The sequence below is a fragment of the Stenotrophomonas sp. MMGLT7 genome, from assembly GCF_021168555.1.
Taxonomy (GTDB): Bacteria; Pseudomonadota; Gammaproteobacteria; order Xanthomonadales; family Xanthomonadaceae; genus MMGLT7.
The window spans coordinates 357,474-378,711 of record NZ_JAJOZS010000001.1 but is presented as its reverse complement, the minus strand read 5'-3'; the positions used below and the strand labels follow the sequence as shown (position 1 = coordinate 378,711).

General features: G+C 65.7%; 10 protein-coding genes. 8 read left to right on the top strand and 2 right to left on the bottom strand.

Translation table 11 applies throughout. From position 1 onward, the window contains the following. Positions 1-56: 56 nt before the first annotated feature. From LRX76_RS01760 to LRX76_RS01745, 4 genes are read left to right on the top strand one after another with little or no spacing between them, the layout of a single operon-like run. On the top strand, positions 57-2,843 hold the full coding sequence (locus LRX76_RS01760) for a DNA methyltransferase (protein ID WP_231801216.1): 2,787 nt from the start codon (positions 57-59) through the stop codon (positions 2,841-2,843). Beyond that, on the top strand, positions 2,840-4,183 hold the full coding sequence (locus LRX76_RS01755) for a hypothetical protein (protein ID WP_231801214.1): 1,344 nt from the start codon (positions 2,840-2,842) through the stop codon (positions 4,181-4,183). Before LRX76_RS01760 ends, LRX76_RS01755 begins: the two co-directional genes overlap by 4 nt. After that, positions 4,180-6,228, top strand: coding sequence for a DEAD/DEAH box helicase (locus LRX76_RS01750; protein ID WP_231801212.1), 2,049 nt, complete (start codon positions 4,180-4,182; stop codon positions 6,226-6,228). Before LRX76_RS01755 ends, LRX76_RS01750 begins: the two co-directional genes overlap by 4 nt. Further along, entirely contained in the window at positions 6,221-7,405 is a 1,185-nt protein-coding gene (locus LRX76_RS01745; protein WP_231801210.1) for a GIY-YIG nuclease family protein, read from the top strand. Before LRX76_RS01750 ends, LRX76_RS01745 begins: the two co-directional genes overlap by 8 nt. 171 nt (positions 7,406-7,576) lie before the next feature. Here the strand turns inward: LRX76_RS01745 and LRX76_RS01740 are convergent, their stop codons facing one another. After that, entirely contained in the window at positions 7,577-7,945 is a 369-nt protein-coding gene (locus LRX76_RS01740) for a SymE family type I addiction module toxin (RefSeq protein WP_231801208.1), read from the bottom strand. Positions 7,946-8,330: 385 nt separating this feature from the next. Between LRX76_RS01740 and LRX76_RS01735 the strand changes: the two genes are divergently transcribed. The 4 genes from LRX76_RS01735 to LRX76_RS01720 all read left to right on the top strand — a co-directional run bounded on the left by LRX76_RS01735 (position 8,331) and on the right by LRX76_RS01720 (position 20,334). Further along, on the top strand, positions 8,331-10,667 hold the full coding sequence (locus tag LRX76_RS01735; protein ID WP_231801206.1) for a Tat pathway signal protein: 2,337 nt from the start codon (positions 8,331-8,333) through the stop codon (positions 10,665-10,667). Between the two features lie 550 nt (positions 10,668-11,217). Then, positions 11,218-14,154, top strand: a complete 2,937-nt coding sequence (locus LRX76_RS01730) for a TonB-dependent receptor (protein WP_231801204.1) — start codon at positions 11,218-11,220, stop codon at positions 14,152-14,154. A gap of 880 nt (positions 14,155-15,034) precedes the next feature. Further along, positions 15,035-17,908 carry a TonB-dependent receptor gene (locus LRX76_RS01725; protein WP_231801203.1) on the top strand — a complete coding sequence of 958 codons (2,874 nt, stop codon included), beginning with the start codon at positions 15,035-15,037 and terminating at the stop codon, positions 17,906-17,908. Positions 17,909-17,958: 50 nt separating this feature from the next. Next, positions 17,959-20,334 carry a glycoside hydrolase family 127 protein gene (locus LRX76_RS01720; protein ID WP_231801776.1) on the top strand — a complete coding sequence of 792 codons (2,376 nt, stop codon included), beginning with the start codon at positions 17,959-17,961 and terminating at the stop codon, positions 20,332-20,334. A 66-nt stretch (positions 20,335-20,400) separates the two neighbouring features. On the opposite strand, the gene LRX76_RS01715 is transcribed toward LRX76_RS01720, so the two are convergent. Then, on the bottom strand, positions 20,401-21,174 hold the full coding sequence (locus LRX76_RS01715) for a (S)-acetoin forming diacetyl reductase (protein ID WP_231801201.1): 774 nt from the start codon (positions 21,172-21,174) through the stop codon (positions 20,401-20,403). Positions 21,175-21,238 lie beyond the last annotated feature (64 nt).

The window sequence follows — 21,238 nt, the reverse complement described above, 5'->3', positions numbered from 1 at the left end:
GCCCCGCAGAACTACAGCAGCCAGGTGGCCACGCCCCGAGGGAGGGCTGCGCGCCCATGAATGCCGTAGAGATCGAACAAGCCATCACCGACCTTGCGGAGCAGCCATTTGACCCCGCAGAGTTCCCCTACGCCTTCCTCGAAGCCTTTGGCAACAAGGCGACGACCATCAAGCGCCTGCGCGCGGGGGCGTCGAACAAGTCCGATCTCGGTGGTGTTCTCCAGACCGGCAACATCCACATTCTGACCTGCGACGCAGGGCGGGTGACGCAGACGCTGGCCGCCCTCAAGGCCAGCCCGGCGACGACGAAGGCCAAGGCGAAGTTCATCCTCGCCACGGACGGCGCGGACTTCGAGGCCGAGGACCTGACCAGCGGCGAGACCGTCGCCTGCGCCTTCAAAGACTTTCCCGATCACTTCGGCTTCTTCCTGCCGCTGGCGGGCATCAGCACCGTCCGCCAGATCAGCGAAAACGCCTTCGACATCCGGGCCACCAGTCGCCTGAACCGCCTGTACGTCGAACTGCTGAAGGACAACCCCGAATGGGGCACGGCGGAGCGCCGCCACGACATGAACAACCTCATGGCGCGGCTGATCTTCTGCTTCTTTGCTGAGGACACCGACATCTTTGTCGGTAAGGGCCGCTTCACTGAAACAGTCGCGCAGATGAGCGCCAAGGACTCGTCCAACACGCACGAAGTCATCGCCACGCTGTTCCGCACCATGAATACTAAGCGCGAGGACCGGGCCGCCGCCAAGGTTCCCCGATGGGCCGAAGACTTCCCCTACGTCAACGGACAGTTGTTCTCTGGCGGCGACGAAGTGCCACGATTCAGCAAGATCGCCCGGTCCTACCTGTTGCACGTCGGCGCGTTGGACTGGACCAAGATCAACCCTGATATCTTCGGCTCAATGATTCAGGCCGTCGCTGAGGACGAGGAGCGCGGCGAGCTGGGGATGCACTACACCAGTGTCCCCAACATCCTGAAGGTGCTGAATCCGCTATTCCTCGACGACCTGCGTTCTAAGCTGGAAGAGGCGGGCGATAACCCGCGCACCTTGCTCAACCTGCGCAAGCGCATCGCCAGGATCAGGGTTTTCGATCCGGCTTGCGGTTCGGGAAATTTCCTGGTCATTGCCTACAAGGAAATGCGCGCTATCGAGGCCGAGATCAACCGGCGGCGCGGTGAACCGGATCGCGCATCAGAAATCCCAGTCACCAACTTTCGCGGGATCGAGCTACGCGACTTCCCAGCGGAGATCGCCCGCCTTGCGCTGGTCATCGCCGAGTATCAGTGCGACGTGCTCTATCGCGGGCAGAAGCTGGCCTTGGCCGAGTTCTTGCCCCTGCGCAACGAGAACTGGATCACTTGCGGTAACGCGCTGCGACTGGACTGGTTGAGCATCTGCCCGCCGACTGGAACCGGCGTGAAGATGCAGGCCGATGACTTGTTCGGCTCTCCGCTCGATCAATCTGAGATCGACTTCGAGAACGAAGGTGGCGAGACCTATATTTGTGGCAACCCGCCCTACAAAGGTAGCCAGACGCAGACCAAAGAGCAGAAGGCTGATTTGGCTTCGGTGTTTGATCCTTGTGGCATTTCATCCAAACAAATTGACTATGTTGGCGGCTGGTTCATGAAAGCCGCCGCCTACGCGCAAGCCACGCCCACGGATTCAGCTTTCGTCAGCACCAACTCCATCTGCCAAGGCCGCATCGTTCCGATCCTGTGGCCGGAAATTTTCAAACGCGGCTCCCACATCCGCTTCGCGCACACCAGCTTCAAATGGACGAACCTCGCTGCGCACAACGCGGGCGTGACGGTCGCCATCGCCGGCCTTTCCACGGACACAAGTAAGAAGCGCCGGCTTTACGACTTGGACCGCGATGGCGAAACCACCGTGCGCGAGGCGACAAACATTACGCCGTATCTGACCGTTGGCGAAAATGTGGCTGTGGAGGCGCGACGCGGCAGTATTTCGGCGCTGCCTGAAATGGTGTTTGGCAACATGCCGATTGATGGCGGCAATTTGCTACTTTCGTCGCAAGATGTAAACGATCTACATCTTGCCCCTCATATCAAAGAGCGATTCGTACGCCGGATTTACGGCTCCGCGGAATTTATCCGGGGATTGGTTAGATTCTGTTTTTGGATAAATGACGAAGATTCAAGCCAAGCATTGGAAGTGGATTCCATAAGGAAACGAATAGATAGTGTTCGGGCAGGGCGAATAGAAAGCCCGCGCGCCGACACAGTAAAACTGGCTGATACCCCGCATCGTTTTGGTTGGATTTCTCAGCGAGGAACTGAAAGTGCAATCATCGTTCCAAGTGTTTCGTCTGAAAGCCGCGAGTATTTGCCGGTCGGCTATCTGCCGCACGGAAGCATCGTCAGCAACCTTGCCTTCGCCCTCTACGACGCCCCGCTCTGGAACATGGCGCTCATTGCCAGCCGCCTGCATCTGGTCTGGATCGCCACCGTCTGCGGCAAGTTGAAAACAGATTTCCGCTATTCCAACACTCTCGGCTGGAACACCTTTCCAGTCCCTACGCTGACCGAAAAGATGAAGGCCGACCTGACACACTGCGCTAAGGACATCCTACTGGCGCGGGAGCATCACTTCCCCGCGACCATCGCGGACCTGTACGACCCCGAGAACATGCCCGCCGACCTGCGGGCGATGCATGAGCGCAACGACGAAGTGCTGGAGCGCATCTACATCGGCCGTCGCTTCAAGAACGACACCGAGCGGCTGGAAAAGCTGTTTGACCTCTATACCAAGATGACGGCCGAGGCCGCGAAGATGGCCCCGGCGAAGAAGGTCACGAGGAGGAAGGCATGAGCCGCCCCAACCCCGTTCGTCCGGCATACGATTTTTCTTCCGCCTCCGATCCCGTTGTCCTGCTTCGAGGTGGGGCGGAAGTTTGCATGCGAGATGACCACTTTTCCGGCGAGGCTGAGCTGTTGCTGCGCTTTGCACCTGCTCCGCGCGTTCTCTTTCGTGCAAGAGCCTCGATGGCAGAGAGACCGGAACTCCCTTTATTTTTTGACGATTGGAAAGAGGCATCATTTTCGTTCAATGGTCAGAATATCAATGGGTTCCGGGGAAGATGGAAGGGAAATGCCGATACCTTGGAACTGGATTGGCACCCTGAATCCGAGCCGGTGGCGTTGCGCGATATGCGGCCCAAGACCTCGGCTGCTGCAATCTTTCATTTGTTCAATTTCCTAGATTTCCGTGGTGGACAGCATCAAGCTGCTGCGCCTATGGGATGCGCTTTATTGGTGCTGGAATCGGAAGAGTGGAAGATCTCTCTTCAGGAACTTCCTGATCATGCGACACGCAAAGCTTTTGCTCGGATAGAAGGCGAAGGCGGCTGCTTTTTGACTCATATGGTGAAGATGGAGCGCAATGATGGCGAGCCATTCTCCGGCGAAGATGCCAACGCGCAGTGTTTTCTCCTTGCCAACTTTCTTTCGTTCGTCAAAGGAGGGCGTTGCTGGCCCGTATGTGGTGTGGGTCTCGATGCGGTAGGCGAGAAGACTTGGGAGACCTTTGCTTCCCCGCGCATCAGTTGCCCGCCTTATTCGTGGTTCAACCCATTCAAGGCGAGTCAGGCTGAACACATGTTCCCGCTGTTCGCAAAGCGCTGGCAGCAGTCAGAGGAGTGGAAGGACTGTCTGCGCTCGGCCGTCTACTGGTATGCACAGGCCAACACGAGTGGCGGCTCGCCAGGCATCGACGCGGCTATCATCCTGGCGCAATCAGCCTTGGAACGATTGGCATACCATTACCTTGTGGTGGATCGCAAGATGATTTCTGGCAAGGGTTTCGATGACTTGCGTGCTTCCGACCGGCTGCGAATGCTTTTCACCGTCTGTGGTATTCCGAACGAGATCACGGATACCACGCCGTACATCCGTCAGGCGAATGACACCTTCAGAAAAGAGTCCAAGTGGGTGGATGCGCCGCACGCCATCACAGACATCCGAAATTCTCTGGTTCATCCCGTTAGCAAGAAGAAAGTGCACGGTTGTTTCGTGGATGCATGGAAGTTAAGCCTGTGGTACCTGGAGCTGTCTTTGCTGGCCTTGTGCGGCTACGACGACACCTACACCAGTCGGTTGACGGCGAAATGCGTGACCGAATCAGAGACAGTGCCATGGGGAAAGAAAGCATGAGCGACAAGATCAAGTCCGTACCGTCCGTTTCCGTCACCTACGCCCGAAACGGCGCATCGACCAAGGCCAATGCTCTTGGGATGCGGCCCATGCAGGAGCGGGCCTACGAGAAGCGGGGCGAGCAATACCTGCTCATCAAGTCGCCGCCCGCATCGGGCAAGAGCCGTGCGCTGATGTTCGTGGCACTCGACAAGCTCACGAACCAAGGCTTGAAGCAGGCCATCATCGTCGTGCCCGAGAAATCCATTGGGGCCAGCTTCAATGACGAACCGCTGTCGAAGTACGGCTTCTGGTCCGACTGGCTGGTCGAACCCAAGTGGAACCTATGCAACGCGCCGGGCAACGACAACGGCGGCAAGGTCAAGGCGCTGGGCGCATTCCTCGAAGGCGACGACAAGGTGCTGGTCTGCACCCACGCGACCTTCCGCTTCGCAGTCGATGCCTACGGCGTGGAGGCGTTCGACGACCGTCTGATCGCGGTCGATGAGTTCCACCACGTTTCAGCGAACCCGGACAACAAACTCGGCTTGCACCTCGGGCAGTTCTTCGCGCGGGGCAAGACGCACATCGTCGCCATGACCGGCTCCTATTTCCGGGGCGACGCCGAGGCCGTGCTTGCTCCGCAGGATGAGTCGAAGTTCGATACCGTCACCTACACCTACTACGAGCAGCTCAACGGCTACGAGTACCTCAAGCAACTCGACATCGGCTACTTCTTCTATAGCGGGCCTTACGTCGATGACATCCTCAACGTGCTCGATCCCGCCGAGAAGACCATCATCCACATCCCCAACGTCAATTCGCGTGAAAGCACGAAGGACAAGATCAAGGAGGTGGAGCACATTCTCGGCGAGCTTGGCGATTGGCAAGGTGCAGACCCTGCCACTGGTTTCCAGCTAGTCAAACGCCTCGATGGCCGCGTGCTGCGTATTGCTGACCTGGTGGACCCCACCAGCCAGGGAAAGATACAGGAAAGCCTTCGCGCGGCAGAAATGAAGACGGATCGCAACTATGTGGACATCATCATCGCGCTCGGCATGGCGAAGGAAGGTTTCGACTGGATTTGGTGCGAACATGCGCTGACCGTGGGCTACCGCGCCAGCCTGACCGAGATCGTTCAAATCATCGGCCGAGCTACCCGCGACGCGCCGGGTAAGACCCGCGCGAGGTTCACCAACCTGATTGCCGAGCCGGATGCGGCGGAGGAAGCCGTCACCGAGGCCGTCAACGATACGTTGAAGGCCATCGCAGCAAGCCTGCTGATGGAGCAGGTGCTGGCTCCGCGCTTCGAGTTCAAGCCCAAGAACCCCGACAGCGGCCCGACGCCGGGTTTTAACTACGGCGAGGGTGGCTACGACTCGGATCGCTGCAATGTCGGTGTCAATGAGCAGACAGGGGCGTACCAAATCGAGATCAAAGGCCTCGCCGAGCCCAAGAGCAAGGAGGCGGCGCGAATCTGTCAGGAAGACTTGAACGAAGTCATCGCGGCCTTCGTGCAGGACAAGCCCACCATCGAGCGCGGCCTGTTCGATGAGGAGTTGGTGCCCGAGGAACTGACGCAGGTTCGCATGGGCAAGATCATCAAGGACAAGTATCCCGAGCTTGACGCCGAAGATCAGGAGGCCGTGCGTCAGCACGCCATCGCCGCCCTCAACCTGACGCAACAGGCCAAGCGGCTTGTCATCGAAGGGGAGAGCGACGGATCGCCCAATACCGCCTTGATCGACGGTGTGCGCCGCTTTGCGATGGATGTGCGCGAGCTGGACATCGACCTCATCGACCGCATCAACCCCTTCGGGGAAGCCTATGCCATCCTCGCCAAGACCATGAGCGAGGACAGCTTGAAGCAGGTTGCGGCGGCTATCTCGGCCAAACGCACGAGCCTGACGCCGGACGAAGCGAAGGAGATGGCCGTTCGCGCCGTTCAGTTCAAGAAGGAGCGCGGACGTATTCCTGCACTCGATTCCCAGGATGCCTGGGAGCGACGCATGGCCGAAGGCGCGGCCGCCTTCATGCGCTTCAAGGCGGAGGGACGCTATGAGTAACTCCGATCTTGACGAACTCGCTGCGGAGCTTGCCGAGTTCGCACCGCCTGAGAAGAAGGCCGGACGGCCGGCCAGTGAGGAGCGCGTCATCGCGGGCTTCGAGGAAATCCAACGCTTCACCGAAAAGCACGGTCGTGCGCCGCAGCACGGGGAAGACCGCGACATATTCGAGCGCCTTTACGCCGTGCGTCTGGACCGTTTGCGCGCGATTCCGGACTGCCGTGCCCTGCTAAAACCGCTGGACCATCAGAGCTTGCTTGCCGGGGCGCCTACCGTTGCCGATTCGGCAGATGAAGCCATCGACATCGACGACCTGGCTGCCGAACTGGCGGATGTTGCTGGCGCGGACGACATCACGGTCTTGCGCCATGTCCGTACCAGCGCCGAAAAGCGCGCTGCCGAGGAGGTTGCGGATCGCAAGCCATGCGAGGATTTCGAGACTTTCCGGCCTTTGTTCGAGCGCGTGCAGGCGGAAGTCAAGACCGGCATGCGCCAGTCCCAGCCCATCGAAGCGGGCCGCCGTGCGATTGAGACCGGGGATTTTTTCGTTCTCGATGGCCTCACACTTTACGTCGCCGAGGTCGGCGAGCCGCTGAAGACGACGGCCAGGGAAGTGGATCGACGCCTGCGCCTCATCTTCTCCAACGGCACCGAAAGCAATCTGCTGCTGCGCTCGCTCCAGCGCGCGTTCTACGACGACCCCGCCGCGCGGCGGCTGGCCGCTCCCGAGAGCGGGCAACTTTCCTTCGGTGGCGAGCTTGAGGCCGATGATGTCGAAAGCGGCACGATCTACGTCCTGCGCTCCCTTTCCGATCATCCCTATGTCGCGCAGCACCGCGACATCATCCACAAGATGGGCGTGACTGGGGGCAAGGTGGAGACGCGTATCGCCAACGCCGAACACGACTCCACCTACCTGCTGGCGAAGGTCGAAGTGGTAGCAACCTACAAGCTCGCGGGCATCAACCGCACTCGGATGGAGAACCTGTTCCACAGGCTGTTCGCGCCCGTGCGTTTGAACATCACCATCAATGACCGATTCGGTCATCCTGTGCAGCCCGAAGAGTGGTTCCTCGTTCCGCTGTTCGTGATCGACGAGGCCGTCGCGCGCATCAAGGATGGCAGCATCACCGGCTATATCTACGATCCCAGCGCCGCGAAGTTGGTGAAGGCATAGGACAGCCCAAATGCATGAATAGCCCTGGTCGCCTGCCAGGAGGAGGCCGTATGACGAAGTCATATCAGGAACAGAACAAGCTCTTTTGAAGACGACGGAGATTAGTAGCGTGTCAACGTCCACTCATGGTCGAAAGGTGACGCTGATAAGCCGCTAGCTCGAGTCGGTCAGCTACTCACGAATCGCCGATTCAGGCGTTACGGTGACCACCAGTTCCCCTTCGCGCACGGCGATCTGCAGCTTGCTGCCGATGCTGAAGCCCAACTTTTCCAGCCAATGACCGCGCAAACGCAGTGCGGGCACTCGCTGAGTGCTGGTGGCGTAGTAGCCATAGCCGACGGTGCAGTGTTGCGGTGGGCGAGGGCGGTGCGGCTTGCGGGGTTTGCGGGCGGCTTCGGCGGCGTTGAGGGCGGCCGCTTCTTCGGGCGGCAGCAGAGAGAAGCGGGGGGATTCGTCCCAGGGCGGTGCCGCGTCCGGCGACTGTGGTTTCGGCGCGCGCTTGCGCGGCTTGGCGGCGGTGCGGGATTGCGGTTTGCGCATGGCATGGCCCTCCTTGGGACACAGGAACCCGACGCCAACGGCGACGGGATGTCGGGAGGTTAGAAACCGCGAACAGACGGCGGGCGTATTTCCCCGAAGGGTGTTGTATTAGCCGCCCTCCCGACGCAGGCATCGCGTCGGTTGCACCTGCAGGATGCAGGCACAAAAAACCCACCGGTTTGTCGGAGGTGGGTACCGCTGTTCGAGGAGTTTCTACGCTCCGTGGTTGAAGACTGCCGCGTAGGAAGGGGGCTGTCAATATCCAATCGCGGCCTCAACGGCCTGCCGCTGTGCCCAATTCCGCATGTGCGCCATCAGTGGCCGACAAGACGCAACCGGTGGCGATTGCGCACGATGCAGGTTGCTCCTGACGAGGTCGGCGACGATGGATCGCAGAACATTCCTGCGGCAAGGGATCACCGCTGCGGCCGTGGCCGGCAGCTTGCCGGCATTGGCCGGCACGGCCACCAGTTCCAGCACCAGCGTTGCATCGACACCACGACTGAGTCCGGCTCCGCCGGAAGGCTTCGCCGCACACACGCGGATCTGCGCATTCCCGCACCTGCAACAGCAGTGGACCGTCTACGAAGACCTGCGCACGCCGCAGGGCGAGCTGCTGCTGGCCAGCGACGCCGGCGTGCTGGTGCTGGGCAAGCGCACCGAGGCGGTATGGGGCAGCGAGGCGCCGCCATACTTCGGCCTGCCGCTGTCCGAGGTGGCGATGGCCGAGGCCGACCTGCTCGCCGACCGCCTGCTGCGCGACGGCGACCCGGACGAGGCGCAGGTGCGCGACGTGGCGCCGCCGCCGGCCTCGCGGTTGGCCCACGGGCGCCTGCCGTGGACGACCTTCGTCGGCACGGTGCAGGGCAACGACACGATGCAGGTCTACCCGGACGGGCGCAGCCGCAGCTACCGGGCGATCCAGTACTTCCCGGAGCTGGCCGACGTGGAGAAGGTGGCCCATCGCGAGGAAGGCCTGCTCGGCGGCTGGCTGCCGGCGGTGCACAAGGTGGTGCCGGCGGGCGAGGGCCGCTGGTACGACCTGCTGGTGTTCGCCGACGTCGGCGCGCCCGACCGCTTCGTGGTGCAGACCTGGCACCGCGCGGTGCTGGTGGAGGGCGGCCAGCCGGTGAAGACGGTGTACGGCTACAGCTATCCGGAGTTCCCGCCGCGCCGCGCCAGTGCCAGCGCCGAGGATTTCTACCGCGGCCTGCTCGATTTCGCCGGGCAGTGGCAGGCGCGGCTGGCCGATGTCGCGGCGCTGCGCCTGCCCGACGCCAGCTGGGCGGACATGGCGCGCTTCGCGTTCGCGCGCGAGCTGGTGGTGCGGCCGGGCGGGGTGTACCCGAAGTACGGTGCGGTGGACCGCGACTACTCCGGCAACGAGTACGACGGTTTCCAGGACACCTTCACCAGCGCGCTGTACGCCAACCTGGAGTGGGGCCGCTTCGCCCAGGCCGCGGCGGTGCTGGACAACTACCTGTCCGAGTACACGCAGGCCGACGGCATGGTCAACATGCGCGGCCCGGAAGTGGGGCAGTTCGGCCTCACCCTGTCGCTGCTGGCGCGCTACCTGCGCTATACCGGCGACGGCGCGCTGCTGCGCAGGCACCTGGGCAAGATCGAGGCGACCGCGCAGATCCTGGTGGAATTGCACGACGCCAGCCTGGCGCTGCCGCGCGGCGACCGCGGCCACGGCCTGCTGCACGGCTGGAACGAGTCCGACGCCTGCCTGTACCCGGATCCGTCGCTGTGGTGGAAGCCGTACTGGGCCAACAGCGCGCTGGCGATCCGCGGCTGGGAGGACATCGCCGCGGTGTGGCCGGCGCTGGGCGGGCGCAGTGGCGCGGCGGCGCAGTGGCGCAGACGTGCCCGGCAATTGCGCGGTCGCTTGCTGGAAGGCATCCGCGCCAACGTCCGCCGCGACTTCGACCCGCCGTACCTGGGGCCGCTGCCCGGCACCACCGAGACCTTCCGCCAGGCGATGTCGCAGGAGGATCCGAGCAAGAGCGAGCAGCTGTGGTCGCACCGGGTCTACGCCGAGCTGCTGCAGGCCGACGTGCTGCCTGCGGACCTTTCCAACCTGGTGATCGACTGCCTGCGCGGCCACGGCGGCACCACGCTGGGCATCGTCTCCAACATCTGGAAGCCGACGCCGGAGGGGCGCGACATCCTCGGCTTCATCTCCTACGGCTACGCGCAGCAGCTGCTGCGGCTGGACCGGATCGAGGAGTACCTGCTGTTCCTCTATGCGCACCGCTACCAGGCGCATACGCGAGGCAGCTGGACCGCGGGCGAGGTGGCCGGCATCACCGGCGGCATGCCCTTGTTCTGCATGCCGGCGCAGATGACGGTGCCGCTTCTGCTGCGCTGGATGCTGGTGTCCGACCAGGACGAGGAGCTGTTCCTCGCCCGGGCGCTGCCGCGTGCGTGGCTGGGCAGCGGCGAGGCGGTCGCGATCGAGGGCGCGCCGACGCCGTGGGGCAGGGCCGGGCTGCGCCTGCAATGCCATGCCGCGGAAGGGCGCATCGACGGCGAGGTGCAACTGCCCGAGCGCAAGCCGCAGCGCACCTGGCTGAGCGTGCGCGTGCCGGCGGGCGCAACCCTGCGCAGGGCGACGGTCGCCGGACGCGAGGTCGCGCTGCAGGGGCCGCACCGCGATCGCGTGGAGGTCGTCGCGGCGCCCGGTGCGCGCGTGGCGATCCGGGCCTGGTACGCCTGAGGGCTTGAGACAGCGGCGCGCGGCCGGCGCCGGCCGCGCGTGGCGGCGGCGCGCAGTACGAGCAATGCGGTCGTTGCCTCGGTTCCGGTACGGACTGCCTAGCCGGAGGCAGGGCTGCGCTCCGCGCCATGGCTGTGCGTCACCGGATGATCGGGAACTCCCTGGTCTTCACCCCGTGGGCAGTGCCACGCATGCCCGGCGGCGGCGTCCGATTTCTTCCCAGGCTTCCGATGCCGGTGGCTGGACGCTGCCGGCGTGTCGTGCTGCGGCCGGGGTTGCGCTGCGTGTCGTTCGCTGACACGTATAGACATATATAGGCAAATATCCGCATCCAGCGGCAGCGTTTTGCACAAGACGCTGCCGCGAAGCGCGTGGAATCCTGCGATGGCGCCGTGTCGTTGGCACCGCGCTTCGCACCGTGCGGGGAGCACGGCAGGCATCGGACAAACGGTTGCCGTCGCCCTTGCACGGGGGCGCTGGCGGAGTGCGGCCGATGCATTTCAACCACATCGCAGGAGAGAGACGTCCGATGAAAGATGCCCGAATCCGCATGCGCGTTTCCGAATCGTGTCATCCCCGCCGCGTCCTGTGCATCGCCATCCTGGCGACGCTGGTGATGGCACCGCCGCTGGCGGCGCAGGAGCCGGCGCCGCCCGCCGGCGATGGCGCCGACCCGGCCACGACGCTGGACGGCATCGTCGTCACCGGTTCGCGCATCGGCCGCAGCGACGCGCTCGACGGCCCCACGCCGCTGGCGGTGATCGGCGCCGAGCAGATCCGCGCGTCGGGTTTCACCGAGATCGCCGACGTGGTCAACCAGCTGCCGAGCCTGGCGGTCACCCAGACCAGCCAGACCGGCAACCTGGCCGGCAATCCCGGCATCAATGCGCTGGACCTGCGCGGCATGGGCACCCAGCGCACGCTGGTGCTGGTGGACGGCCGCCGCCAGGTGCCGTCGATCCCGGGAACCTCGGCGGTGGACGTCAGCAACATCCCCTCCAGCCTGGTCGAGCGGGTGGAGATCGTCACCGGCGGCGCCTCGGCGCTGTACGGTGCCGACGCGGTCACCGGCGTGGCCAACTTCATCCTCAAGAAGGGCTTCCAGGGCGTGGACGCCAGCGCCCGCTACGGCAGTTCCAGCCGCGGCGACATGAACAACTACAGCGCCGACGTGCTGGCCGGCAGCAACTTCGCCGACAGCCGCGGCAACTTCACCGTGTACGGTTTCTACGAGCGCGAGCTGGGCAGCGTCTCCGGCCAGGACCGGCCGTGGACCGCGGCCGGCTACCCGCTCTACGTCCGCAACAACTCCGGCCAGCGCTACTGGATCAGCGACGGCAACCGCAGCATCTACGATGCCCGCGACGCCCAGCTCATCCTTGGCGGGCGCCACTACGCCACCACCGCGGACGGGCGCCTGCGCGATCCGGTGCTCGGGCCCGGCGGCTACGTCAACGCCGAGCCGGTGGACTGGACGTTCCCCAGCGATGCGCTGGGCAACCTGCTCACCGACGGCGGCGAGTACGTCGGCCGCTACGACAACTGGTACCTCTCGGTGCCCTCGGACCGGCTCTCCAGCCGTGCCTCGCTCGACTTCGATTTCAGCGACGCGCTGCGCCTGTTCGCCAACGCCACCTTCTCCAAGACCCGCTCCTACGGTTCCTCGCAGGCGCTCAACGCCTACGGCTACGACATGGTGCCGGCCGACAGCCCGTTCATCACCGACGAGATGCGCGCGGCCAACGGCGGCGAGATCGAGGACGGCGTGTACTTCGCCCGCAACTTCGACAACGAGCTGGGGCCCTCGCGCAGCAAGTACGACCGCCAGCTGTTCCAGGGCGTGGTCGGCCTGCAGGGCGACTTCGCCCTGCGCTCGCGCGACTGGAACTACGCGGCCTACTACTCCTATGGCCGCACTCGCGAGCGCATCATCGACCTGGACGTGGTGTCCTACGACCGCTTCTACCTCGGCCTGGACTCGACCACCGCCGCCGACGGCGGCGCGATCTGCCGCAGCACGCTGGACGATCCCGGCGACGGCTGCGTGGCGATCGACCCGTTCCGGCGGCTGACCCCGGAGATGATCGACTACCTGCGCTACGACTCGGGCTGGTCCATCACCACCCTGACCCAGCAGGTGCTGTCGGCCTACGCCGCGGGCGGGATCGGCGACCTGCCCGGCGGCGAGGCCAAGGCGGTGCTGGGCGGCGAGTACCGCAAGGAGCGCAACGACATCGGCGCGATCCCGCAGTACGACCCGGGCAATGCCGCCTACGATCCGGGCCTGGGCACGACCCAGCTGCCGCTCGTGGGCGAGTACTCGGTCAAGGAGATCTTCGGCGAGCTCCACCTGCCGCTGCTGGCCGACCGGCCGTTCGCGCAGCGGCTGGCGCTGGACGCGGCGCTGCGCCTGTCCGACTACAGCACCGCCGGCCGCACCGTCACCAACAAGGTCGGCCTGGAGTGGGCGCCGGTCCGCGACATCACCGTGCGCGGCACCTACGGGCGGGCGGTGCGCGCGCCCAACATCGGCGAGCTGTACACCGCCAGCCGCATCGGCGGCAGCTGGATCACCGATCCCTGCAACAGCGAGAACCTGCGCGACCGCGGCAGTCAGAGCCCGTACACCGCCGGCAACTGCGCCGCCATCGCCCCGTCCGACCCGGACACCTATTGGCTCTACCGCGACGTCATCAGCCGCGGCAACCAGGACCTGGACAACGAGACCGCCAGGACCCTCACCGCCGGCATCGTGCTGCGGCCGCGCTTCCTGGAGGACTTCACCTTCGCGGTCGACTACTACAGCATCGACCTGCGCGGCGCCATCGACGGCTTCTCCGCCCAGGCCATCGTCGACAACTGCGTCGATGCGCCGACGCTGGACAACGCCTTCTGCGGCTTCGTCACCCGCGATGCCGAGGGCAACCTGGAAAGCGTGGTGACGCAGAAGCTCAACCTGTCGCGCTACCTGACCCGCGGCGTGGATTTCTCCGCGCGCTACCGCCACGACCTGGCCTCGCGCTGGGGCGCCGCCGCCGGCGCGCTGACCTTCGACCTGAACTACAGCCGCCTGATCCGCCAGGACTACACCTTCGACCCGGACCAGCCCGACGAGGTGTCGCACTACGCCGGCAGCTTCGGCATGCCGCAGTGGAAGGGCGTGCTGCGCACCACCTGGTCCAACGACCGCGCCGGCGCGACCTGGTCGCTGCGGCACCTGTCGAAGATGCGCAGCAGCAGCGAGGTCACGTCGGCGCAGTACCAGAAGGTGTGGACCGGCAATGTGTTCTACAGCGACTTCTCCGGCTACTTCCGGCTGGACCCGGGCATCGAGCTGTTCGCGGGCGTGACCAATGCTTTCGACCGCGCGCCGCCGCGCGTGCCGGGGGCCGAGGCCGGCGGCGCGAACTTCGAGCTGGGCTACATGTCCGGCCTGTACGACGTGGTCGGGCGGATGCTCTATGCGGGCGTGCGCGTGAATCGCTGACGCGGCGAGGCGCCGCCACGGCAAGGTGGCCCCAACGCCCATGCCTTTCAAGGTCTTTGTGCCAGGACGCCACGGCTTCCCTACGTGCAGCGGCATAGCCCAGGGATCCCGCGGCAGGTCAGCGCCCGCTCCATGTTCGAGCGGCGACGATCTCTCCAGACCCGCAGGGCGCCGCCCATGGATGGGCGGCGTTTTCCGCCCGAGCCACGGAGGGCGAGTCGGAAAATCCCGATAGTCCATCAGCCGCAGGCTCTTGATCTTGCGGGGAAAGCGTTTTTCTTTGGTTCCGTTTCTTTTGGCGCTTACCAAAAGAAATGAACCCGGCCGCGTCAGCGGACGGAAGCCTTTGCTTCTGCTTGCCGATCCCCGACGCCGGCGATGCATCCTGTCCCGGGGACGCTGTACGTATCGGCAAGAGATTGAAAGGCATGCCGCCAGGCATGGCAACGATCTGCAGCCCGCCTGTGCGGGCTGCTTCTTCGTGTCCGCGGTGCCGGCACGAAACCATGCAGCTTTCCGCACGCCTGATCGTCAAATGCGACAAGACGTCGCGGCGGCATAGCGGCACATTGTGACCGCGTGATGAAGAAATCGTTGCCTGCCGGATGCTGGCGCGCGAGAAAGCCGGACGCCCATGACGGGCAGGGGATCCGGTCGCGGTAGTGCCGCCGGCGTGGATCGCCGGCCGCGTCGCATGGCCGGATAACCGGGTGCGGCGCGGGTTGCATGTAGGACGCCGTCGCGGCCGCGACGGCGGGTAGCGCCGATTCGTTCCGATCCGCCGGCACTGGCCGGCGTGGGCACGTTTTGCCCAGTCATTCCCATCGCCCTGTCGTCGAGGAGTCCCGCAATGCCATCGCCCGTGTCCGCTCGTGCCCGTATGTCCCGCAGTTGCATTCCCGCCGTGCCGTGCCGGCGACCGCTCGGCATCGCGGTCGCCTCGGCGCTGGCGCTGGGCACGATGGCGCCGGCCTTCGCCCAGCAGGCTGCCGCGCCGGCCGACTCCACGCAGACCCTGGACAGCGTGGTGGTGACCGGCTCGCGCCTGCGCCGGGTCGATACCGAGACCGCGAACCCGGTGGTGACCGTCAGCGCCGAGCAGATCGCGGCGACCGGCAAGGCCACCGTTGGCGACCTGCTGCAGGAGTTGCCGTCGATCGCCGGCAACGCCACCAATCCCAATACCAACAACGGCGGCGGCACCGGCGCGTCCACCATCTCGCTGCGTGGCCTCGGCGAGAAGCGCACGCTGGTGCTGGTCAACGGCATCCGCCTGGCCTACAACGACGTCAACGCGATCCCGGCCAGCATGATCGAGCGCATCGAGGTGCTCAGCGACGGCGCCTCGGCGGTGTACGGCTCGGACGCGATCGGTGGCGTGGTGAACTTCATCCTACGCGAGCGCTTCGAAGGCGTGCAGTTCAGCAGCGACTTCGGCACCAGCGGCGAGCGCGACGGCAACCGCCGCAATTTCTCGCTCACCGCCGGCAAGGCCTGGGAGCGCGGCAGCCTGGTGGGCGGCCTGTCCTACCACGACATCGATGCGGTCTCGGCCGCGGCGCGCGATTATTCCAAGGACGCGCTGTACCTGATCGATGGGCAGTCGGTGGCGCAGGGTTCCTCGGCCACGCCCGGCGGCTCGATCAACTTCAACGACGGCTCCGCCACCTCCAATGCGCTGGCCGCGTCCAACGGCTGTTCGCGCGTCACCCTCAACCCGGGCGTCAGCGGCGCCACCGGTGCCGGCGACTTCCACTGCTACGACGCCACCGCCGATTCCTACAACTACCAGCCGTACAACCTGCTGCAGACCCCGCAGAAGCGCACCAACGCCTTCCTGCTCGGCAGCTACCGGCTGACCGACAACGTCGAGGCCTACGTCAACACCTGGTTCAGCAAGACCGAGTCGTCCTCGGTGATCGCGCCGGTGCCGATCTTCGCCAATGGCGACAATTTCCTGGTCTCGGCCGACAGCTACTACAACCCGTTCGGGGTGAACTTCGGCACCGACCGCAGCACGGATACCTCGTACAACGACCTCAATACCCGCGCCACCGTGCTCGGCGACCGCCGCTACCAGTACGACACCTACAACTTCCAGATCAGCCCCGGCCTGCGCGGCGGCTTCGGCGACAGCTCCTGGCGCTGGGACGCCAGCTTCAACTACGGCAAGGTCAAGCAGAAGTCGATCAACTACGGCTTCCTGGACTACGCCAAGTTCAACCAGGCGGTGGGACCGTCGTTCCTGGACAGCGACGGCACGGTCAAGTGCGGCAGCGCCGGCGCGGCGATCGCCGGCTGTACCCCGATCGACATCTTCAACCTCAACGATGCGTCCAACCTGGCCACGCTGGAGGGCATGATCGTCAACCCGATCGTCACCAGCGTCTATACCGTCAAGCAGTTCGAGGCCAACGCCAACGGCGAGCTGTTCGAGCTGCCGGCCGGCACCGCCAGCCTGGCCGCCGGCATCTCCTACCGCAAGGAGAGCACCAGCACGCGCGCCGATCCGCTGTGGACCGGCGACGAGAACGGCCTGTGCGGGGTGATCGAGTTCTGCGCCTCGGTGCTGGGCGGCAGCTTCAACGTCAAGGAGGCCTACGCCGAGGCGCTGTTCCCGCTGCTCAAGGACCTGCCGCTGGTCAGCTCGCTCAATGTCAGCATCGGCACGCGCTTCTCCGACTACAGCTCGGTGGGCAGCAAGACCAACAGCAAGCTGTCGCTGGAGTACCGCCCGGTCGAGAACCTGCTGCTGCGCGGCACGGTATCGCAGGTGTTTCGCGCGCCCGACATCAGCGAGCTGTACGCCGGCGTGGCCGGCGACGCCGCCACCGCCAACGATCCGTGCAACGGCTACACCGGCGGCAACGACGTGGCCTGCGCCAACGTGCCCACCGACGGCAGCTACCAGCAGGCCGATGGGCAGATCTCCGGCAAGGCGTCCGGTGCCGCGGTCGCCGGCTACCAGCTCAAGCCGGAGACCGGCAAGTCCTACGACGTGGGCATCGTCTACGACCCGGAATGGGCCGACGGCCTGTCGCTCAGCGCCGACTGGTGGCGCATCGACCTGGAGGACACCATCACCACGGTGTCGGTGCAGACCGTGCTGAACCAGTGCTACGCCAACCCCGCCAGCGCGTTCTGCGCGCTGATCCACCGCAACGGCAACGGCACCATCAACTACGTGGCCGAGCCCACCGTCAACCTGGGCAAGCTGTGGGCCCGCGGCATCGACTTCAACCTGAACTACCGCCTGCCGCAGACGCCGTGGGGCAGCTTCACCACCAGCCTCAACGGCACCTACCTCACCCGCTACGACATCCTGCCCGACACCACCGACCCGAGCACGGTCACCATCCACAACGCCGGCAAGTACACCTATTCGTACGGCAACTTCCCGCGCTGGCGCGGACTGGCCACGCTGGGCTGGACGCTGGGCGACTGGAGCGCGTCCTGGCGCATCCGCTACATCGGCAATACCCAGATCGGCAGCAGCGACCTGGAGCAGGGCCTGTCGGCCGACTACGACCAGGCCGGGGTGGTGCGCAAGATCGGCGCCTACGTCTACCACAGCGTGCAGCTCGGCTACGAGTTCCAGCCCTGGCACACGCGGCTGGAGCTGGGCGTGGACAACATCGCCGACAAGCAGCCGCCGCTGTACTACGCCAACAACGTCACCAACGCCAACACCGACGTGGCCACCTACGACCTGCTGGGCCGCTACTACTGGGCGCGGGCGACGGTGAAGTTCTGATGGGGGACGGACCCGCCGACATCCGGTCGCCGGCCGGCGAGGGCGCGAGCATGGAGGACGCACCCGCCGGGAGGACGACGTTGTCGCGGCGGCGGTTCCTGGCCTGGAGCGCGCTGGCCGTCGCCGCCGGCTTCACGCGCTTCCCCGCCGAGGCGCAGGCGGGCCGCGCCGGCAGGGTCCGGGCGGTGCCGCTGTCGCAGGTGCGGCTGACGCCCTCGCTGTTCGCCACTTCGCTGCAGGCCAACCAGCGATATCTGATGCGGCTGGAGCCGGACAGGTTGCTGCACAACTTCCGCCTGTATGCGGGGCTGCAGCCGAACGCGGCGCCGTACGGCGGCTGGGAGGCGGACACCATCGCCGGCCACACGCTCGGCCACTACCTCAGCGCGCTGGCGCTGCTGCACGCGCAGACCGGCGACGGCGAGGCCCGCGAACGCGCCGGCTACATCGTCGCCGAGCTGGCGCGCTGCCAGGCCCGCGCCGGCGACGGATACGTGGCCGGCTTCACCCGCAGGAACGCCGCCGGCGAGATCGAGAGCGGACGCGCGGTGTTCGAGGAGGTGGCGCGCGGCCGCATCGACGCATTGCCGTTCTACCTCAACGGCAGCTGGGCGCCGCTGTATACCTGGCACAAGCTGTTCGCCGGCCTGCTCGACGCGCACCTGCACTGCGGCAATGCGCAGGCGCTGCAGGTGGCATCGGCGCTGGGCGGCTACCTCGACAGCGTGCTGTCGCTGCTGGACGAGACGCAGATGCAGACGCTGCTGTCGTGCGAGTCCGGCGGGCTCAACGAATCCTTCGTCGAGCTGCACGCGCGCACCGGCGATTCGCGCTGGCTGGCCCTGGCGCGGCGCCTGCACCACCATGCGGTGATCGATCCGCTGCTGGCGCAGCGCGACGAGCTGGCGCACCTGCACTCCAACACCAACATCCCCAAGCTGGTCGGGCTGGCGCGCGAGTTCGAGGTCGGCGGCGACGCGGCGTCGGGCGCGGCGGCGCGGTTCTTCTGGAATACCGTCACCGTCCAGCACAGCTACGTGATCGGCGGCAATGGCGACCGCGAGTACTTCCAGCAGCCGGACAGCATCTCGCGCTTCCTCACCGAGCAGACCTGCGAGCACTGCGCCAGCTACAACATGCTCAAGCTGACCCGGCACCTGTACCAATGGACGCCGCAGGCGAGCTACTTCGACTACTACGAGCGCACGCTGTGCAACCACGTGATGGCGCAGCAGCACCCGGACACCGGCATGTTCACCTACATGACGCCGATGCTGGCCGGCGAGGCGCGGGCCTGGTCGACACCCTTCGACGACTTCTGGTGCTGCGTCGGCACCGGCATGGAGGCGCACGCGCAGTTCGGCGACTCGATCTGGTGGCACGACGACGACACCGTGTTCGTCAACCTGTACATCCCTTCGACGGTACGTGACGTCGCCGGGCTGTCGATGACGCTGCACAGCGGGCTGCCGTTGCGCGGCGACATAGTGTTGAGGGTCGACGCGGTCGCGGGGCCGGGCGAACGCACCCTGGCCCTGCGCATTCCCGGTTGGGCGTCCGGCCACGTCCTGGCATTGAACGGAGAGCCGCTGGACGCCGAGGCAGTGGACGGCTACGTGCGCGTGCGCCGCAGTTGGCGTGCCGGCGACACGCTGGCGCTGGCTCTGCCGCTCGAGCTCAGGCTGGAAGCCTGCGGCGACGATCCGGCCTGGGTGTCGGTGATGCGCGGGCCGCTGGTGCTGGCGGCCGACCTGGGCGCCGCCGAGGATCCCTGGCACGGCGCGGTGCCGGCGCTGGTGGAGGAGGGCGATCCGCTGCGGCATTTCCGTGCCCTGCCGGAGCCGGGTGAATATGCCTATTCGGGTGGCGGCGATGCGACGAAGGCGTGGACCTTCTCGCCGTTCCACTCGCAGTACGGGCGCCGCAGTGCCGTCTACGTCGAACGGCTGGACCCGGCCGGCTGGCAACGACGCCAAGCCGCGCTGCGTGCCACCGAACAGGCGCAGGTACAGCTGGACGAGCGGGCGCTGGACCGGGTGGAGCTGGGCGATCCGGAATCGGAGACGGCGCATGGCCTGGGCAGCGAAAGCTCGTACGCGCTGAGCTATCGGCGCCGCAAGGGCCGCGATGCGCGCAGCGGCGGCTTCATCGAGTTCGCCCTCGGCAACGCGGCGCGTGCACGCGTACTGCGGCTGCGCTACTGGGGCGACGAGACCCGGCGCCGCTTCCGCATCCTCGCCGACGGCGAGTCGGTGGCCAGCGAGCGGCTCGACGGCGGGCGCGGGCTGGATTTCGTCGACGTCGACTATCCGCTGCCGGCGGCGGTGGCCGGGCGCGAGCGGCTGCGGGTCCGGATCGAGCCGGAGACGGGGTATTCGGCCGGGCCGGTGTTCGGGTGCTGGCTGTTGGAAGCGCAGGCCAGCTGAAAAGGACGGAGCGGGTGGCGCAGCGCATGGTGTGGGCCATGCCGGCCCGCACCATGCGCGTAGGGCTCAGTTGAACACCATGCCGCCGTCGATCAGCAGCGACTGCCCGGTCATGTAGTCCGAATCCGGACCGGCCAGGTAGGACACGCAGGCGGCCACGTCCTCGGGCTCGGACAGGCGGCCCAGAGTGATGCGCTTGGCGAACTGCTCGGTGCCGTAGCCCAGCGGCTTGCCGGCGGCCTCGGAGATCTGCTTGTCGATCTCGGCCCACATCGGGGTCTTGACGATGCCGGGGCAGTAGCCGTTGACGGTGATGCCCAGCGGCGCCAGGTCGCGCGCGGCGGTCTGGGTCAGGCCGCGCACGGCGAACTTGCTGGACGAGTACACCGCCAGCTCGGGGTTGCCGATGTGGCCGGCCTGCGAGCAGCCGTTGATGATCTTGCCGCCATGGCCCTGCGCCTTGAACGCGGCCACCGCGGCCTGGATGCCCCAGACCACGCCCTTGTAGTTGATGGCGAACACGCGGTCGATGATCTTCTCGTCGATCTCCTCGATCGGCGTGGTCGGCGCGATGCCGGCGTTGTTGACGATGACGTTGAAGTCGCCGAGCTGCTTCCTGGCTTCCTCGACGGCGGTGAACACCTGGTCGCGCTTGGACACGTCCGCAACCAGCGCAATGGCCTTGCCGCCGGCCTTCTCGAGGTTCGCGGCCGCCTGCTTGGCGGTCTCCGGATTGTAGTCGACGACGGCGACGGCAAAGCCGTCCTTGGACAGACGTTGCGCGATGGCAAAGCCGATACCCTGTCCGGCACCCGTGACCAATGCGACTTTCTTGCTCATACGAACTTCTCCTGCGATGTGGGGGAGTACGCCACGAGTCGCAGTCGAGAGCCGCGATCCATGG

What these genes read in the sequence shown, in the direction of transcription:
- LRX76_RS01735 (WP_231801206.1), top strand. Translation starts at nt 8,331, where the DNA reads ATGGATCGCAGAACATTCCTGCGGCAAGGGATCACCGCTGCGGCCGTG.
- LRX76_RS01740 (WP_231801208.1), bottom strand. Translation starts at nt 7,945, where the DNA reads ATGCGCAAACCGCAATCCCGCACCGCCGCCAAGCCGCGCAAGCGCGCG.
- LRX76_RS01725 (WP_231801203.1), top strand. Translation starts at nt 15,035, where the DNA reads ATGTCCCGCAGTTGCATTCCCGCCGTGCCGTGCCGGCGACCGCTCGGC.
- LRX76_RS01730 (WP_231801204.1), top strand. Translation starts at nt 11,218, where the DNA reads ATGCGCGTTTCCGAATCGTGTCATCCCCGCCGCGTCCTGTGCATCGCC.
- LRX76_RS01720 (WP_231801776.1), top strand. Translation starts at nt 17,959, where the DNA reads ATGGAGGACGCACCCGCCGGGAGGACGACGTTGTCGCGGCGGCGGTTC.
- LRX76_RS01715 (WP_231801201.1), bottom strand. Translation starts at nt 21,174, where the DNA reads ATGAGCAAGAAAGTCGCATTGGTCACGGGTGCCGGACAGGGTATCGGC.
- LRX76_RS01745 (WP_231801210.1), top strand. Translation starts at nt 6,221, where the DNA reads ATGAGTAACTCCGATCTTGACGAACTCGCTGCGGAGCTTGCCGAGTTC.
- LRX76_RS01755 (WP_231801214.1), top strand. Translation starts at nt 2,840, where the DNA reads ATGAGCCGCCCCAACCCCGTTCGTCCGGCATACGATTTTTCTTCCGCC.
- LRX76_RS01750 (WP_231801212.1), top strand. Translation starts at nt 4,180, where the DNA reads ATGAGCGACAAGATCAAGTCCGTACCGTCCGTTTCCGTCACCTACGCC.
- LRX76_RS01760 (WP_231801216.1), top strand. Translation starts at nt 57, where the DNA reads ATGAATGCCGTAGAGATCGAACAAGCCATCACCGACCTTGCGGAGCAG.